This window comes from Amphibacillus marinus, from assembly GCF_900110345.1.
GTDB classification, from domain to species: domain Bacteria; phylum Bacillota; class Bacilli; order Bacillales; family Amphibacillaceae; genus Amphibacillus_D; species Amphibacillus_D marinus.
Genome location: NZ_FODJ01000001.1, coordinates 290,331 through 309,059, shown reverse-complemented (window position 1 = coordinate 309,059; position 18,729 = coordinate 290,331). Strand labels below are relative to the sequence as shown.

Below are 18,729 nucleotides of genomic sequence, written 5' to 3'. Positions count from 1 at the left end.
CTTTAGCGATATTGACTGCGATAATTTCCGGGGGTGATACCCTCAACCTTACGAAAAGAACGAATGAAATTTTGTGAATTATTATATTTGAGCTTGCCGGCAATTTCTTTGACTGATAGATTGGTATCGGCAAGCCATTCTTTGGCTTTGTTGACACGATAGAGCAGCAAATATTCACTAAAAGAACGATTTGTTTCTTTTTGAAAGATGTTGCTTAAATAGTTTGGGTTATAATGTAGTTTTGAAGCAATAATATCCAAAGTAATATCTTGATCGTAATCATCTTGAATAATTTGAATGATTTTTTCCGAGAGCGTTTTGTCCTCTGATTTCGTTCTAACCTCAACACGCTCAATCATTGGCTTAATGAGTTGATCCCTAAACCATTTCTTTATTAATGGTAATGTCTTTAGATCAAAGAAGGCATTTAGATAGGCTTGATTGTTCTCATGATCAAGCTCCACGCCTAGCAACTGCTTTAACTCAATGAGATCATACAAAAAACGACTGAGAATAATTTGATAATAAGTATGATGGTGGTCCTCTTTAATAATATGTTCAAAAAGCTTATCAAGCTCTTGATCAGCTTTTGCTTGATTAGCAAGTTTAATGGCATCAAACAGCTTGTATTTAATCTTTTTCGGATAATCCATTAAGAGCTTGGTATCCCGATTTAAATTATTGTAAAAGATAATCGACTCACTACCTACTTTAATTCGATATTTAAGCGCCTCAAGGCTTTCATTATACGCCTCTTTAGCAGCAAGTAAATTAGTGAAAGGCTGACTTATCCCAATACTTACTGATAAACAAAAGATCCGTTTAATTTCTGTTTGAATAAAACTAATTTGCTCATTAATAAAACGCGTATAGCTTTCTGCACCTGTAAAATTAGACAGCAGTATGGTGGACTGGGTATGGTTAATAACAACAGGTGTGAAGCGTGCTTCAGTATGAATTAAATCTTCAATAACATTATTAATAGCGAATAACAGCAAGTCGGTATCGTTCTTATTAAACGGACATTCTTGTGTGTTATCAATTTGTAAGGAAAGTAAGGTGAGCTGGGACCATTCCCGATTATAGGCAAAGGTATTTAACTTATTATCCAACTCACTGACCGTAACTTTCCCTTGCAGCAATCGAATAATAAACAGTTGCTTTAATTGGTTAATTTGATTTTGCATACGAGATTCTAAATGTTTGTTTTCATTTAACAAATTATTAATATGGCCTTCAATTAGAGTAAACTCATTACTCAATGGCACCTTGCCAGCTGTGGAACTATCAAGAGCTTGCACAAGGACATCTTGAATCCGTCTAATTGGTCGATATAAATTCTTACTTCCTAGGATTGAGGCAATAAATGATAACAATAATAGTACGACACAAATAATTAGTGTTACCCACCCAATTGCATTTGAGCGACTATTTAAATCACTAATTCTAACCAGTGACAGATAAGTCCAATTATTGTAGTCCGAGTTTAAGAAGGTGACCTTATAAGGGATGTCATCAATGGTGTAATCAAATTGTCCTTCACCAGTTTTTTGCGTAAGTCGTTCGTTAATTTGTTCTGGAATAATAAAGTCATTACCAATGTATTCTGGGTTTGAATGTGAGATGATTTGCTGATTTTCATCTAACACAAGGAAAGACTCGGACTCGAGACTGTGGCCCATTGAATCAGTAAGGGAATGACTCGGAATTAAAACACTAATTAAACCGGTTTTATTGGTCGACAGGAGCGGGAGTTTCTTAACTAAATTAATATAGTATTGACTGGTCCGCCTTACGCTATGTTGAACTTGAATATGGTCATACTCTTCTAATAACCACATTGATGTTCCTGGAAAAGAGAAATAATAATCGGCCATTCTCTTTGTCTGCTCTAACTCAAGCCTCACGAGTCCATTATTATTCATTAGCCAGTTTTGCTCAGCGCTGACCAGTACAATATCCTCAATTCCAGTATCCAAGGACTGGAGATGATTAAGATCACGTTTAATTGTTTGATAATCAAGAAAAGCCTCACCCGAGATGGGCTCACGAATATACTCTTGTAATTGAGAGGTTCGAACAAAGTAAGTGATTGAATGATCAATATTTTTAAGTACCTGCTCGACATTGGTCTGAATCTGATAAACGTTTTGAAGCTTCTCTTGACTAGCATAATTTTGAATGGCCTGTGAAGATTGCCAATAGGAAAGTGTCCCCGTTGCGATAACAGGAACTGTACTTAAAATAAGACACATAATCATAATCTTATAAAAATGATTTAATTTACTTCTCTTCATATGATCTACTCCCATTTCTTCTCTAGCTATAGCGTGCTAATAAGCATGGATAAATTGTGTACTTAGTAGATTGTTATGTCTTTAAGTAGGCTCTTGGTTAACATCAGCGACCCTTACATTGCGGAAGCTATACTGGGCGAAGTGATCAACGATAAAAGCGCTTACAGAAATACTGAAGAATAAGGATAGACCAGGGACTTTCATAGTCAAATAGTAAACGCCATATAAACAGACGAGCATAGCAATTGTGTGTAGTAGATTTGCTAAACCGATATGAATCGAATAGCCAAGGTAGTGCTTAAATGAAAAACGATAGTAAGTAAAAACAGGTCCAATATACATGCAAAGAATAATAAAGAGAAAGCTTGCGATAATGGTTAAAAACAAGAACGGTGTATACCAACTCTGTGTACTAATCTGTCCAGCATAAGCATAGTTCATAAGTAATAAAAACGTAAATAAATATAAACAACCACCAAGTAAATTAGCTTGTTTGAAATGTTGTTTATAGATAGTCCAAAAAAAACTGAAAAGTGGAAAGTCTGTTTCGTTTTCACGCCATTTCCTGACAATGACAAACATACTTATTGTTGCTGGCATTAGCCCGAATACAATGAAACCTATTAATGAAAAAAAGACCCAGAGTAGATTAAGGTACGCTAACCGACTGACCCATAAAGCGATTTGATTTAATTTTGACCAAATTGTTTGATACTCCATTCTGTTCACCTACTTAATTATAAAATAACTGTCGACATTATTATAACACTTTTGTATGATTATAGGAGATATCTATGGCAAAAAATGATAATCATTAGATAAGTTTGTTCACATGTTAACACCAAATAAAATGATTATTATAACGAAAATGCTGATATGCCTAGCACTTAGCGAACAATAATCATCGCTTATTTAATCGTCATTCTAGGATATGTAAAAGTGATTATATACTAAATTTAACATTTGCCATACTATTTAGGTGCAACACAATTTAAGAAAAATTTTGGAGGGTTGTTAAATGTTGAAAAGTCGTAAAATGTTAATAGGGTTAATGTTATTATTACTTTCGTTATTGCTAATTGCTTGCAATAATGAAAGCGCTTCCTCTGATGCTGACAAGAAAGACGCAGAGGGGAGTGAGCAGGCAGGTGCTAGTGAAGGAGATGAAGAGCCATTTGAATTTACTATTATGGCTAACTTGCATACGCCAGAGGTTCCCGCAACAACAACTTTAGAAGAGATTGAAAAGATTACCAATACAAAAATTGAGATTCAGTGGGTACCAGATAACAACTACGAAGATCGCTTGAATACGGCGTTCGCTACTAATACATTACCAGAAGCTGTTTTCTTGAAGAATCAAGCTACCTTTATTCAATTCCGTGATGCTATTCAAGATGGTCAGTTTTGGGAATTAGATTCTTACTTAGATCAATTTGAAAACTTGCAGAAATTAAAAGAGAATGTCCAAGATAATACACGTGTTGATGGTAAGCTCTATTCACTTTATCAAGGTCGACCGCTTTCTAGACAGGGAATTATTTATCGTAAGGATTGGGCTGATAACCTAGGTCTTGAAGCACCGACAACAACAGACGATTTCTTTGAAATGGCCCGCGCTTTCACAGAAGATGATCCTGATCAAAATGGGCAAAACGATACATTTGGTGTGACTGATCGTGATGATTTGATTTACGGTGCATTTAAGGCGGCCGCTTCTTGGTTTAACACGCCGAACAATTGGGGTGAAGCAGATGGTGAGCTGCTCCCAGAATTTATGTTTGATGAATATTTGCAAACCATGGACTACTTTAAAGAATTACACAGTAACGGCTACATTAATCAAGATTTTCCAGTAACAAGCAAGGTTGATCAACAAGAGCTCTTTAAAAATGGCTCAGCTGGTATATACGTTGGGTCAATGGGTGATGTCAATAGCCTTTACACAGATGCAGTTGCCATTAATCCTGATATTGAGCTTGATGTCCACAATTATGTAGAAGGTCCCACTGGTGAGTATGGCATTTGGGCGATTCCTGGCTATGGAAACATGGTGATGTTCCCGAAAAGCTCAGTTGAAACAGAAGAAGACTTGCTAAAAATCTTAACCTTCTTTGATCAAATGATGACACCAGAAGTAATGAATTATGCTTATTGGGGAATTGAGGGTGTGCACTATGAGGTTGTCGAAGGACGCGCACTGCCAACAGAAGATTCTGCTTTAATGGATCGTGAAGTAAGACCGTACCAAGGGATTGAAATTGGCGAGCCTGAAACGAATGGACGATTTGAGGGTTACTTTGAATATGAGCCAAAAGCAAAATCAGAAGATTTATTTATTGATAACGAAAGCTATTTAATTGAGGATCCAACCATCCCACTCTATTCCGAAACGTTTACCAGAGATGGTGCGCGCTTACAGCAAATTATTACTGATGCCACCTATCAATATATACTTGGTCAAATTGATGAGGATGGCTTCCAAGCTGCTATTGACAATTGGAAGTCACAGGGCGGTCAAAATATAATCGATGAATTTAATGCATCGAATTAAGGAATAAAGATAAAATGCTCATCTTCTAAATGAATTAGAAGATGAGCATTTCCTTCATTACTAAAGCGATTCAAGAAGACTTGACTATAATCATTTTTACATGTTCAATTAGCAGCTTGTGACTAGTTTGTAAGCGTAGTCACATTGTGGTGTGAACTTAGAAAATGATTATTTACCGAAGCACCCTGATCAGTTAACGTAAGCTTATAGCTAGCTTTTACAACTGCTAAAGAAAAGAGGTTTTAGATGATGACAAGCATTACAGTTCCTAAAGTAAAAAAAACAAAAGCGCAAGTATCGGAGCTGCGACAAAAGAGACGTGCAGAGCTTTGGCGTCGGATTAAACGAAATAAAATGATTTACTTAATGATTTTACCAGGTATTGTGTACTTTCTAATTTTTCGTTATTTGCCAATGTATGGGTTGATCATTTCCTTTCAAGACTATAAACCGTATTTAGGCATTACAGGTAGTGACTGGGTTGGATTTGCTCATTTTGAGCGTTTGTTTACCAGTCCTGAATTTTGGACCATTTTCCGCAATACCTTGATGTTGTTTGGATTGCAAATTTTTGTTTATTTCCCAATTCCAATTATTATTTCATTAATGCTTAATGAGGTTAGGCATACCTTTTTCAAGCGTGGGATTCAAACGCTTATCTATGTTCCTCATTTTATGTCTTGGGTTGTTATTGTGTCCATTAGCTTTGTTATGCTGACGTTGGATGGTGGGATTGTCAATTCGCTTTTAGAGGTACTAGGTTTGGATAAGATAAATTTCCTCATGAATGCGGATTGGTTCAGGCCAATCTATATTTTGCAAGTAATATGGCGTGAGGCAGGTTGGGGAACAATTGTCTTTCTAGCTGCAATTACGGCCGTTGATCCGCAATTGTACGAAGCGGCTAAAATTGATGGGGCGAATCGGTTTAAGCAAATGTGGCATGTCACCTTACCATCAATTCGAAGTGTCATTATCGTTTTACTAATCTTAAAGATTGGTAATGTACTTGAATTAGGTTTTGAGCATGTTTACTTATTATTAAATGCTTCAAACCGTAATGTTGGTGAGATCTTTGATACGTATGTTTATGTAGCAGGTCTACAGCAAGGGCAATTTAGCTACAGTGCAGCGGTTGGTTTCTTTAAAGGAATTGTTGGGCTGATCATGGTTGTTGTTGCCAATCGATTAGCGAAAGCATTTAACGAAGAAGGTATATACTAGACAAACGAGGTGATTACTATGCAAAAAAAGGCTAGAAAAGGGCGTATGTCATTAGGAAGTAAGGTTTTTGATAGTGTCAATTACACGTTGTTGGCGTTGATCGGGTTAATAACCATTTTACCATTTATTCACGTTGTCGGAAGCTCATTTGCAACAAGTGCAGAAATTGCGAGCACACAATTTTTGTTATTTCCAACTAAGTTCACGCTTGATGCTTATCGGTTTATTTTTTCAACAAATACTATTTTTAGGGCATTAGGGGTTTCTGTTTTCATCACCGTTGCAGGTACAGTTTGGAGTATGTTTTTTTCAATATTAACCGCTTATGGACTGTCACGGAAAGATTTGGTTGGACGACGTGCCCTTAATTTCTTAATTGTATTTACCATGCTATTCAATGGTGGGATGATTCCAACTTTTCTTGTCGTTCAGCAAACTGGGTTGTTAAACACGCTCTGGGCTTTAATTATTCCGGTAACGGTTAATGCCTTTAATATGATTATTTTACGTAGCTTCTTTATGAATTTACCGCAAGGATTAGAGGAGTCTGCAAAAATTGATGGTGCAACTGATTTCGGTATCTTGTTCCGAATCGTTATCCCAGTCTCGCTGCCATCAATCGCTACAATTTCTTTATTCTATGCCGTCACCTATTGGAATACTTACATGCATGCCATCCTTTATTTAAGTGATTCTAATAAATGGCCAGTCCAAGTATTACTAAGACAAATCGTAGTCTTGGCAAGTGGCTTCAGCTATGATGGGACATCGTATACTGATGTGCCACCTCCAGAGGTGACTGTTAAAATGGCGACAATTGTTGTTGCAACAGTACCAGTACTACTTGTTTATCCATTTTTGCAGAAATATTTTGCCAAGGGAGCATTATTAGGATCGGTAAAAGGTTAAGAATAGGCATGCTTACGCGCGCTCAGTATGCTAGGAAGTTATGATCATACCCGCATGTTGTTTAGTCATCATGTGGGGACTTACTAAAATGGAGCGGGAGCCCAGGAGGAGACGATATGCGGGATTACTTGGCAACAGAATTTAAGATTTGCGGCGACGGTCAGACTGATAATACTGTTGCGATTAATCAATTAATAAACCAATGTTCGGAAGGGGGCGGTGGAACAATCTACTTTCCAGCAGGTAAGTATCTAACTGGACCAATAAAGCTAGCAAGCTACTTAACAATTTATTTAGCTGCTGGTGCCGTTTTATTTTTTGATGATCAGTTTGATCGCTACACACCTGAAAAAACGAGATGGTCTGGTTACAATTGCTATGGATTCTCACCATTATTGTTTGGCAGTGAGCTTGAGCATGTCGCTATTAAGGGTGAAGGTACAATTGATGGGCAGGGTAAGAGATGGTGGGCAATAAATCACCAGCTTAAACAGGGGTTACCGTTTGAAACGGCTGTTACTCGGTCGCTTAAGAAACTAAATGCTCACCTAACCGAAGCTGAAAATACCAATCTAGTGGAATGGGATTCGCAATTTTTGCGTCCGGCACTGTTACAGCTGTTTAAATGTCGACACGTTAAGCTAGAGGGTATAACTTTGCAACATTCACCGTTTTGGAATACCCATCTTGTTTATTGCGATAATGTTACCATCCATGATTTAACGATCTTGAATCCTGCTGACACGCCAAATGGTGATGGTCTTGACTTGGATTCTTGTCAGCATGTTCGGGTAGCAAACTGTCATTTTGATGTTGGTGATGATTGTATTGCAATAAAATCAGGGATAAATGAAGATGGTAGACAAACAGCAGTTCCATCGCAAAACATTACCATTACCAACTGTTCAATGCTTCACGGTCATGGGGGAGTTGTCCTTGGTAGTGAGCATTCCGGTGGGATAAAAAATGTTGTAATTAGTAATTGTATTTTTACTGGCACAGACCGTGGGATTCGCTTTAAAACAAACCGGGAGCGCGGTGGTTACATTAAGCAAGTTATTGCCAGCGATATTATTGTTGAAGATTGTCTGTGTCCAATAGCAATTAATGCCTTTTATCGCTATGGAATTTCTGAACATAATACCTTAGCATCGGAGGATCGATGGCTGCCAGTAACAGAAAAAACGCCTGTTATTTCAGATATTAAAATTAGTAATTTAATTGGACGAAACATTGTTGCTGCAGCGGGCTTTATTTATGGCCTTCCCGAGATGCCTATTCGCAATCTTCAACTCACTAACATTGATATAGAAATGAACAGCGAGAACCAAGTTGGTGGCGAACCAGATATGGTTAAAGAAGAGCTGTTTATGAGTGGGGCAGGAGTGTTTGCAAAGTATGTTGAAAACTTAACCTGCTCGTCAATGCGGATTCAAACTAACGAAAGCGTAGCGCTAACAGCTAAGTCATGTAATCAACTCCTAATCGATAATCTTGAAACACCTCTAAATCAAGATCACCTACCAGTTGTTGAGTTAGAGGATGTCGATACATATACGATTGTTGGCAGACAGTACGATCAACGTGGCGTTAACTATTTAGCTACGCAATAGAGAGGTGTTAATCATTGAAGACTTTTAAAAATCCCATTCTACCTGGTTTTTACCCAGATCCATCGGTATGTCGGGTAGAAGATGACTATTACCTGGTTACATCGACATTCGAATACTATCCGGGTGTCCCAATTTTTCATAGTAAAGATTTAGTTAATTGGCGGCAGCTTGGTCATGTACTTGATCGTCCTGATCAACTTGATCTGGACTATACACCGGCTTCTAGAGGCATTTATGCACCAACCATTCGCTATCATCAGGGTTTATTTTACATGATTACAACGTTCGTTGTCAGCCAAACTGGAGAGCGGCGTAATTTTTATGTCACTAGCTCAGATCCTGCTGGTCAATGGTCTGATCCAATATGGCTACCTGATGCACCAGGGATCGACCCATCTTTATTTTTTGATGATGATGGGCGAGTTTATTATACCGGCAACCGCATGCCACCGAATGGTCCTGATTATCATAAACATAATGAAATATGGCTACAGGAGTTAGACATTCAAGCGGGGAAGCTCATTGGTGAGAAATACAGTCTATGGGATGGTGCACTAAAAAATGCCCATGCTCAAGAGTCACCACATTTATATAAACGAGGTGAGTACTATTACTTGATGATTGCTGAAGGTGGCACGGGCTTTACCCATGCAGTCACAATTGCGCGTAGCCCATCTGTCAAAGGTCCGTACGAAGCAGCAAAGATTAATCCAATTCTAACTCATCGTCATTTAGGCAAGGATTATCCAATTACTAATGTTGGTCATGCTGATTTAATTGAAACCCAGATAGGCGAGTGGTGGTTAGTGTGTTTAGCTAGTCGCCCCTATGGAGGGCCATATCGTAATCTAGGAAGAGAGACGTTTCTAACCCCTGTTAACTGGGAGGATAATTGGCCGGTTGTTAACCCTGGTAAGGGCATTATTGAAATGGAAACACGCTTTCCACATTTACCTGAATGGAGATGGCAAGAGCAGCCAAATTGTGATCACTTTAATAGCGAGCGATTAAATGCGTACTGGAATTTCATCCGCACCCCTCGAGGTGAGTTCTGGTCATTGTCAGAGCGGCAAGGCTTTTTGAGACTAAAGGCGAAGCCAGTCAAACTAACTGAAGAAAACAATCCCGCTTTCATTGGACGACGGCAGCAACACATATCTTTTTTAGCGCAAACAGTTATGGATTTCCAACCGACTCAGGATGATGAAGCAGCAGGCTTAGCTTTACTTCAGAATCATGACTATCAGTTCCGGTTTGAGTACCGCCAATTTGCAGGAGAACCCTTTTTACAACTGATTCATCGGGAAGCTGGGGAAGAACAGGTTATTGCTAAAACGCCGCTTTCGACAAAACGGTTATACTTAAGGGTTACTGCCAATCAGCAAAGCTATACCTTCTCATATAGTGTGGATGACGTTAACTGGCAGTGCCTTGCCGAAAAAGTGAGTGGTACGATTTTGAGTACAGATGTGGCAGGGGGCTTCGTCGGTGCGTACTTAGGGATGTTTATTTCAAGTAATGGTTTTGAAAGCTCAAATCGAGCTGACTTTGATTGCTTTGAATATCAAGGCTTAGATTAGGAGGAGCAGAAATGTTATTAAAACAAAATAAATCAGCAATTGATTGGGCAGAGCTAGCCTGCCAGAGCTTGATGAAAACGTATGAACCTAATGAATTGCCACCTCGTCAACGGTGGCACTATCATCAAGGGGTGTTTCTTTGGAGTATGCTAGATTTATGGCAAGTCACGGGCAAGCAAAGCTATTTTAATTACGTAAAGGGATATGCGGATGGGTTAATTGATCAATCTGGCAACCTGTTATTTGCTAGAGGAGAATTAGATGCCATTCAAGCTGGTTTAATTCTTTATCCATTATTTGATGAAACCGGTGATCACCGCTATTTGCTAGCAGCCAGTAAACTGAGACATCTCTACCACACGTTGAACAAGACTAAAGAAGGCGGTTATTGGCACAAGGATAAGTACCCTTATCAAATGTGGTTAGATGGGCTTTATATGGCTGGACCATTTATGGTTGAATTCGCTCAGCGTTTTAATGAGCCAGACTTGATTAAGGATGTGCTATTACAGGAGCGACTAATGCGCAAATATACGAAAGATAATCAGTCGGGGCTGTATTTCCATGGCTATGACGAAAGTAAAGCAGCACCTTGGTCAATGGAAGCAGGACACGCACCAGAAATATGGGGAAGAGCATTGGGCTGGTATGTCATGGTCTTGACGCTATTTTTAGATCTTCTCCCTGAAGATAATGAGGTTCAGGCAGAACTGAGGCCGGTACTAAGTGAATTAATAGATGCGATTATGAGCTATCGTGATGTGGAGACAAACCTTTGGTATCAAGTTATTGATAAGGGAAGTGATCCAAATAATTGGCTTGAATCATCCTGTTCAGCATTATTTATTCATGCCATTGCTAAGTCGATTAATCGCAACTATATTGATGCTACCTATAAAGCTCCTATCCTAGCAAGCTATGCGAGCTTAACAGATAAATTTGTTAAGACTAGTACAGAGCAGGGCTTTACTTTAGAGGGGATTTGTATTGGGACATCAATTGGTGATTATGATTTTTATTTAAATCGAGAAACGTGTGCAAATGACCTTCATGGTGTTGGTGCATTTGTATTAGCAAGTACCGAAATTGCAAAATTAGCAGAATAAAGGTGATAAGAGTGAAACGCTACTTTCTCGTTATAATATTGGTCCTGGTTATCACCGGCTGTGCAAAACAAGATCAGCTTGATGTACTGGTCTTTGGATCGGATCAACCAGCTCAGTTGCAGATTGCTAATAACCAACAGGCTAATGTCGAACTATTGTCGAATAACTATGAGCGCTTAATTATGGAAATTGCTTCACACAATGGCGATGTGTTAGTGGTTGATCAAACGCTTGTCAACACAACAGTCTTTGACCCGGAGGGGTTAGTGCCATTAGACAACTTACTAGCTGGAGATAACAATTTGACAGCACTTAAGGGCACGGACCCTAACTCTGGCGAGACGAATACTTACGGTCTTAAAATAGAGGGGCAAAGTGATCAGAATCAAACATTTATTGTCATGGTACCGAAATACAGTAGAAATCAAGCTGATGCTCTAGCTATAATTGCTGCACTAACGGGAACTAGCAACAAATAGAGGTGAATTTAAGTGACAACCATTTACTTAATTGGCGACTCTACTGTTGCCAACTTTGATAAATCTAACACAACCAAAACAGGCTGGGGCGAAAAACTAGCACCGTTCTTTTCCGATCAAATCATTATTCACAATGCAGCCAAATCGGGCGAAAGCTCAAAAAGTTTTCTAGAGCAGGGCTATTTTGCAACGGTCGCGGATCAATTAAAAGCTGGTGATTACTTGTTTATTCAATTTGGTCATAATGATCAAAAGGATGATTCGAACAGACACACAGAACCTAATAATGAATTTAAAACATACTTAGCTAATTATATCCGTACAGCTCTGGAAAAAGCGGCCTATCCTGTCTTAATTACACCAGTATCAAGACGTAACTTTAATGATGAAAATAAGATAATTAATACCCATAAAGACTATGCAAATGCAGTACGTGAGCTTGCAGATCATTTGAAGCTACCTTGTTTAGATTTAACATTTGAGAGTGCCCGACTTTATCAAAATTTGGGGAGAGCAGTATCAAAGACCTTGTTTACTGTTAAAAAAAATAGCGAAGGAAAGCATGTCCTGGATAAAACCCATTTTTCTCATGATGGTGCGCAAGCTATTGCTAAATTAGTGATAGCCTGTCTTAAAAAAAGTGATCTGCCACTAACGAATGATCTCGTTGTTGATCTTGAGCAACCAGAACTAGAGGCTTTTAATTGCCACCAACCTGTTATCCCGGATCATTCCGTCATATTAACGGCATACGGCGGAAGAGGTGATGGACAATTTGATAATACGGAAGCCATCACTGATGCGATTCAAGATTGTCACCAAAAGGGTGGCGGAAAGATTATCATTGAGCGGGGCATTTGGCTATCGGGGCCGATTAAGCTTAAATCAAAAATAAATTTGCACTTAAACCGAGGTGCTGTCCTCTTATTTAACCATGATAAACATGCATACCCGATCATAAATTCAAGCTTTGAAGGGATTGTCATGCCAAGATGTCAAGCACCAATTGATGCTGAAGCAGTTGAGGACGTAGCCATTACCGGTGAAGGAATAATTGATGGTGCTGGAAGTGGCTGGCGTCCGATTAAAAAGTGGAAGCTGCCATCTTATGAATGGACAAATCTTATACAAAGTGGTGGTGTTGTTGATGCTACTACAGAAGTATGGTGGCCGTCTGAACAAGCATTAAAAGGCCAAAAACTGCTAGAGAATAGTGATCTTGGTTCATTATTAAAGCAAGTTGATTTGGAGCAAGTCAAGGATTACTTACGACCTTGTTTAATTAGCATTAGGGATAGTAACCGCATTTTAATTGAGGGTGTTACGATTCAAAATTCGCCTGCGTGGGCTATTCATCCTTGGCTATGTCAGCATGTGACAATTGCGCAAGTGTCTGTCCGTAATCCGTGGTATGCCCAAAACGGAGATGGTTTAGATATAGAATCATGCCGCTTTGTCATGGTTAAGGGATGTCTCTTTGACGTGGGCGATGATGCTATTTGTATTAAGTCTGGTAAGCGAGACCAAAGCCCTAACATACCTAGCGAATCAATTATTATTGAGGATTGTCAAGTGTTTAGAGGTCATGGCGGATTTGTACTTGGCAGTGAGATGTCAGGGAGTATTCGTCATGTCGAGGTTCGACGCTGTCAGTTTATTGAAACAGATCGTGGTATTCGGATTAAAACAATGCGGGGAAGAGGGGGGAGCATTGAACAAATCCAAATTAAAGATATTCAGATGGTTAATATCAAGCATGAAGCTATTTCCATTCGAATGGACTATGCTCATGAGAAAGAGCAGATAGCAACGCGTTGCTTGTCAACATTACCCCTAATTAGGGAATTGGAATTATCTAATATAAATATTTCAGGGGCAGATAAAACGCTCCAGATTACTGGATTACCAGAAGAGCCAATTATGAATATTAAGCTCACCCAAATTAATAGTCAAGCTAATCAGCCTATTACAATTGATTATGCTAAATTTATCTATTTCGATCATATAAAGCAAAAGGTTTTAGCTGCTGATAGTCAGCTCTCGATCAGAGAAAGCAGTCATCTTGAATTAGCTCACTTTAAACCAATTAACGCTGACTATTTAGCGATTAACGTTGATGATGCTGAAGGGAGCAGAATTAAGGTAATAGCATCAGCTACACCAAAGCTAAACATGGCATAATCTCACTACTGAACTGATTTTAACGAGGATTGCCTAATGACTAGCTCTGGTGTGAGCTTCGTTAGCATCGTTTGCAGAGGCTGCTCACCGAATTGCTGTAATAATTTTGATACAATCACATGGGTTAGTTCTGGTAGTGTGACACCAACAGCTGATAAAGGTATTTCAATATGTGACATTTGCATAATATTATCGTAGCTAATGATTGATACTTGGTCTGGAACTTGGATGCTATGCTCAGCAAGGTAGCGAACAATTCCTTGGCTGAGCTCGTAGCTGGCACTTATAAGCGCACTGCCAAGCCGATGCGATTCAATGCATTTTTGAATGGCTTGATAGCCATCAAACCAATCCAGACCCGTAGTACCAATAACATTGTTTTGCGTATATTTGAAGTTATGTTCCGCTAATGCCTGAGTAAAGCCGTTCTGTTTCTCAAGTTGAAAGGGGTCTTTACTATCCAGTTGCCCGACAAATTGAATATGACGGTGACCAAGTCTAACAAAGTGATCAATAGCTTTGCCAATTGCAGCCCGATGGTTTGCATCAACTAGAGGGTAATGTTTGTGTGGTCGATTAATGCCATAAGCAACTAAAGGAATGTTAATTTGACTCAAGTCGTACCGATCACTGCCCTCAAAAATAATTAAGCCATCAATCTGAAATCGCTTAAACATTTCTAATGCCGTTTCAATTGGATCAACTGATAAAATCATTGAAAACCCTTTTTGTTCAAGTGCTTCTCGAATTAACATGACGAGTTGTGCAGGAACTGAACGTTCTATTGTTGGCCAAATTAGCCCAATCATGTTGGTCTTTTTATTGACTAATCGCTGTGCTGCGTAATTAGGTTGATAGCCTAATTCATTTGCAATACGCGTTATTTTATCTTTTGTGCCTTGTTTTACAAGGGGACTATTGTTGAGTGCTTTTGAAACAGTAGAGTAACTTACCCCAGCTTTAATGGCGATATCTTTAATGGTTACACTCATTTATTCAACATCCTTAATCATTCATTTTTAATTAATTTAACATATTTAACAAAGTCTTTCACTAATTTAATAAAAAAAAGCTAGTTTAGCTAGTGAAGAAAAAATTCAAACAGAGGAGTTGCTTATATGAAACCATTTATTCATGATGATTTCTTACTAACAAGTGAGCTTGCTAAGGATCTCTATCATCATTATGCCCGTGACTTACCTATTATCGATTACCATTGTCATCTAAACCCAGAGGAGATATACATGGATAAGCGTTATCAAAACCTTACTGAAGTTTGGCTATATGGTGATCATTACAAATGGCGAGCCATGCGCGCTATCGGAGTGGATGAGTATTATATTACAGGTGAGGCAACTGACTATGACAAGTTCCTAGCTTGGGCAAAAACTGTTCCGCAATTAATTGGAAACCCGCTATACCATTGGACACATTTAGAATTAAAACGGTATTTTCAAATAGATGAGCTGTTAGATGAACAGAGCGCGCCAAGGATTTGGGAGCAAGCTAATCACTTGTTAACGTCAGGCAAGTTAACTGTTAGATCGTTAATTAATCAGTCTAATGTTAGCGTCATCTGCACCACAGATGACCCTATTGATTCATTAGACTTTCATGAAAAAATCGCGGCAGATAAATCTTTTGATGTCCTTGTGCTACCCAGCTTTCGACCTGATAAAGCACTTGCGATTGATGCTGATTATTTTCTCGATTGGAAGAACCAGTTAGCGGGTATTTCTGGTGTGGCAGTTCATAACTATCAAACTTTTCTAGACGCTTTAATAACCCGGATAAGCTTTTTTAATGACAAGGGTTGCCGCGTCTCCGATCATGCTTTAGATCAATTTAACTATAGTCATACCTCGTTTGAGGAAGCTGAAGCTGTTTTTGCAAAAGCACTAAAGCAAGAGCAGATTGGAAAGGAGGAGCGTGACAAATTTAAATCTTATACGTTAACGGAGCTAGCACGGCAGTACCATAACTATGGCTGGGCTATGCAGCTTCACTTTAACGCATCGAGAAATCTAAACAGTGTCATGTTTGATGAACTAGGCCCTGATACTGGCTATGATGGTATAAGTGACCATTTACTTGCATCTTCCTTAGCGCAATTTCTTGATGAATTAGCAAAGGAAAAACAACTAGCCAAAACGATTGTTTACTCACTAAATCCCAATGACCTACCTATAATAGCAACGATTATTGGAAGTTTTCAAGGGGATGGTATTCCCGGTAAGATGCAGCTCGGCACATCCTGGTGGTTTAATGATACGAAGAAGGGAATGCTAAAGCAAATGGAAACACTTGCTGATATTGGCGTTTTCGGCCAATTTATCGGGATGTTAACCGATTCAAGGAGCTTTTTATCTTACCCTAGACATGAGTATTTTAGAAGAATCTTATGTCAGTTGATAGCTAATTGGGTTGAACAAGGTGAGTACCCAAATCATGCCCCGTATTTGCAGAATATTATTGAGGCAATTTCCTATCAGAATGCCAAAAGATATTTTGACTTCCAGTAGTCCCTAAGGAGCCCTGATCTAAGCATCAGTGCTCCTTTTTTGAGCGTTAATTCACAAACATATGATTATATAATATTTGTGAAGTTAATAACATGTTTTAAGATCACGGATAGGAAATCTTTCTCAAATGCTTGTTGAAAATTTATACATAGTAGAGAAAGAAAACACATTATTATAAAAGGTAATGCGGTTACATAAATTAAAGTAACAAGATATTATAGTCTATTTACCTGCAAATTTAAAACCTAATTTTAATAAATAAAGCTTTTTAATTGATCAATAATTCACAATTTGTACACAGACTTTTATGATTAATATGTTAATATAGTATGTGAACCAAGTCACAATACATAGACAAATAGGAGGAGAAAGAATAATGAAAAAAATCTTAAGTTTATTAATGATGGTATTAGTATTAGGTATGTTAGCAGCTTGTGGTGGAGATGATGAGGATACTACAGCAGATCCAGCTCCAGAAACAGATGCAAGCTCAGGTGCAACGCAAGTTGTCGTTTCTGACGAAGATTCTTTAGTAAATGGTGTTTCTGCCGATGGCGCATGGATTATTATCTTTGAAGATGATTTCTCAACTGATCAAGAGTTAGTGCTTACTGGAGAATTTGAAAGCAAAGGCGAGCCAGCTCGTAAATTAGCACTTTATACACAAGATGAAGACCGTAATATTATTGATCAGTTCACTTTAACTGCACCTAAATTAACTGTTCAAAACGAAAACACACGTCTACAAGGTGGTACATTCGCTGGTGACGTCTATGTAGAAGCAAATAACTTCTCAATGCCAGATGGAACAATTGAAGGAAATCTTTACTTTGCTAGTGAAGAGTATCAAGATTCAGCAGACCTATCTGGTGGTACTGTTACCGGTGCTGTTGAAGTTCAATAATTTACCATTCTAAAGCTAGTCTCTGTATAGAGGCTAGCTTTTTTATATGCATCTAGCTAAGAAGTCTACTAGTAAAAGGACAGAATTAACCTATTCAATCGCTTGTCCATATGTTAAAATCAGCAAGTAAACAAATACGATAACCTTATGCAGTGCCTAGTTCGGACATTGCTATTAAAAGGGAGGCGGAAACAGATTGAATCAACTCATGACAAATCCAAAACAAGATCCTTGGGAAGCGTATCGTGATGTCAGCGAGCATGGCGAAATGGTTCTTTCAAGTATTGAACTAACGACAACAACATTATGTAACATGCGCTGTGCCCATTGTGCCGTCGGCTACGATCTTAGGACAGTTGATCCCGAGGCACTGCCGTTACCACTTATTTTGCAGCGCCTAGATGAAATTAAGCATTTACGCACCCTAAGTATTACCGGGGGCGAGCCAATGATGTCAAAAAAATCAGTCAGGGAGTATGTACTACCCATACTGAAATATGCACACGATCGAGGTGTGAAGACACAATTAAACTCGAATTTGACCTTACCATTTAATCGCTATGAAGCTATTATTCCTTATTTAGATGTATTACACATTTCGCATAATTGGGGCACGGCAGAGGAATTTGTTGAGACAGGATTTGCTAGGATGGAGCGGAAACCGTCTGAGCAAAATCGTCAACAATTCTTTGATCAAATGGTAACAAATGCACAAGCTTTATCGAAGGCAGGTGTAATGGTTTCAGCAGAGACCATGCTTAATAAACGTACTTTTCCCTATTTAGAGCAAATTCATGATCATGTTGTCGAGATGGGCTGTAGCCGACACGAAATACATCCAATGTATCCAGTTGACTTCGCTAGTCACTTAGAAACGTTAAGTCTCGAAGAAATGAAGGCTGGGATTACCAGGCTGTTAAATTACCGCGATCAGGAGCTCTGGATGCTTTTTGGGACGTTACCCTTTTATCCTTGTAGTCAATCAGACGAGGATTTAGCATTATTAGATCGTCTATATCAAACGAAAAATGTGTCCGTGAGAAATGATCCGGATGGTCGCTCCCGTTTAAATGTTAACATCTTTTCAGGTGATATTATTGTAACGGATTTCGGTGATGTGCCACCGCTTGGTAATATCAAAGATAGTTCCTTTCAACAAGCTTATCAGAAATGGAACGAAACAACGGTGGCGAAGCAATTAAGTTGTCATTGCCCGGCGGTGCAATGTTTAGGTCCGAACATTCTTGTGAAAAACACCTATTATCCCGAAGTTGACTTTACCATTCGTCAAGCTAAACTGGTTAAATAGTTACCGCAGCTTTTACAGTTGTAAAAAAGAAAAGAAGCTTAAAACAACAAT

14 protein-coding genes are annotated in these 18,729 nt (G+C 38.7%); 11 read left to right on the top strand and 3 right to left on the bottom strand.

What is annotated here, in order from left to right; genetic code table 11:
* Positions 1–2: 2 nt before the first annotated feature.
* Both BM000_RS01465 and BM000_RS01460 read right to left on the bottom strand, forming a co-directional pair.
* Positions 3–2,297 (bottom strand): helix-turn-helix domain-containing protein, encoded by a 2,295-nt coding sequence (locus BM000_RS01465; protein ID WP_091493976.1) that lies wholly within the window; start codon positions 2,295–2,297, stop codon positions 3–5.
* An 81-nt stretch (positions 2,298–2,378) separates the two neighbouring features.
* Entirely contained in the window at positions 2,379–3,017 is a 639-nt protein-coding gene (locus BM000_RS01460) for a YesL family protein (RefSeq protein ID WP_091493973.1), read from the bottom strand.
* A gap of 298 nt (positions 3,018–3,315) precedes the next feature.
* On the opposite strand from BM000_RS01460, the gene BM000_RS01455 reads away from it, so the two are divergent.
* The 8 genes from BM000_RS01455 (at position 3,316) to BM000_RS01420 (ending at position 13,943) form a co-directional block, all read left to right on the top strand.
* Positions 3,316–4,851: an extracellular solute-binding protein gene (locus tag BM000_RS01455; protein ID WP_091493970.1), complete on the top strand. Its 1,536-nt coding sequence runs from the start codon at positions 3,316–3,318 to the stop codon at positions 4,849–4,851.
* Positions 4,852–5,100: 249 nt separating this feature from the next.
* Positions 5,101–6,075: an ABC transporter permease gene (locus tag BM000_RS01450; protein ID WP_091495011.1), complete on the top strand. Its 975-nt coding sequence runs from the start codon at positions 5,101–5,103 to the stop codon at positions 6,073–6,075.
* Between the two features lie 45 nt (positions 6,076–6,120).
* Positions 6,121–6,984, top strand: coding sequence for a carbohydrate ABC transporter permease (locus BM000_RS01445; protein WP_425425154.1), 864 nt, complete (start codon positions 6,121–6,123; stop codon positions 6,982–6,984).
* A 116-nt stretch (positions 6,985–7,100) separates the two neighbouring features.
* Complete coding sequence (locus BM000_RS01440; protein ID WP_091493965.1) at positions 7,101–8,597, top strand: glycoside hydrolase family 28 protein; 1,497 nt, start codon at positions 7,101–7,103, stop codon at positions 8,595–8,597.
* A gap of 14 nt (positions 8,598–8,611) precedes the next feature.
* Positions 8,612–10,177: a glycoside hydrolase family 43 protein gene (locus BM000_RS01435; protein ID WP_091493961.1), complete on the top strand. Its 1,566-nt coding sequence runs from the start codon at positions 8,612–8,614 to the stop codon at positions 10,175–10,177.
* A gap of 11 nt (positions 10,178–10,188) precedes the next feature.
* On the top strand, positions 10,189–11,283 hold the full coding sequence (locus BM000_RS01430; protein ID WP_091493958.1) for a glycoside hydrolase family 88/105 protein: 1,095 nt from the start codon (positions 10,189–10,191) through the stop codon (positions 11,281–11,283).
* A gap of 11 nt (positions 11,284–11,294) precedes the next feature.
* A complete protein-coding gene (locus BM000_RS01425; RefSeq protein ID WP_091493956.1) occupies positions 11,295–11,762 on the top strand; it encodes a hypothetical protein in 468 nt (155 codons plus the stop codon).
* A gap of 12 nt (positions 11,763–11,774) precedes the next feature.
* Entirely contained in the window at positions 11,775–13,943 is a 2,169-nt protein-coding gene (locus BM000_RS01420) for a glycosyl hydrolase family 28 protein (protein WP_091493953.1), read from the top strand.
* A gap of 5 nt (positions 13,944–13,948) precedes the next feature.
* Here BM000_RS01420 and BM000_RS01415 read toward each other — a convergent pair whose 3' ends face one another.
* Positions 13,949–14,935 carry a LacI family DNA-binding transcriptional regulator gene (locus BM000_RS01415; protein WP_091493951.1) on the bottom strand — a complete coding sequence of 329 codons (987 nt, stop codon included), beginning with the start codon at positions 14,933–14,935 and terminating at the stop codon, positions 13,949–13,951.
* A gap of 126 nt (positions 14,936–15,061) precedes the next feature.
* On the opposite strand from BM000_RS01415, the gene uxaC reads away from it, so the two are divergent.
* From uxaC to yfkAB, 3 genes are all read left to right on the top strand, one after another.
* A complete protein-coding gene (gene uxaC / locus BM000_RS01410; protein ID WP_091493949.1) occupies positions 15,062–16,465 on the top strand; it encodes a glucuronate isomerase in 1,404 nt (467 codons plus the stop codon).
* Positions 16,466–16,841: 376 nt separating this feature from the next.
* Positions 16,842–17,369, top strand: coding sequence for a hypothetical protein (locus BM000_RS01405; RefSeq protein ID WP_091493946.1), 528 nt, complete (start codon positions 16,842–16,844; stop codon positions 17,367–17,369).
* 208 nt (positions 17,370–17,577) lie between these two features.
* Positions 17,578–18,678 carry a radical SAM/CxCxxxxC motif protein YfkAB gene (gene yfkAB, locus BM000_RS01400; RefSeq protein WP_091495009.1) on the top strand — a complete coding sequence of 367 codons (1,101 nt, stop codon included), beginning with the start codon at positions 17,578–17,580 and terminating at the stop codon, positions 18,676–18,678.
* Positions 18,679–18,729: the final 51 nt, after the last annotated feature.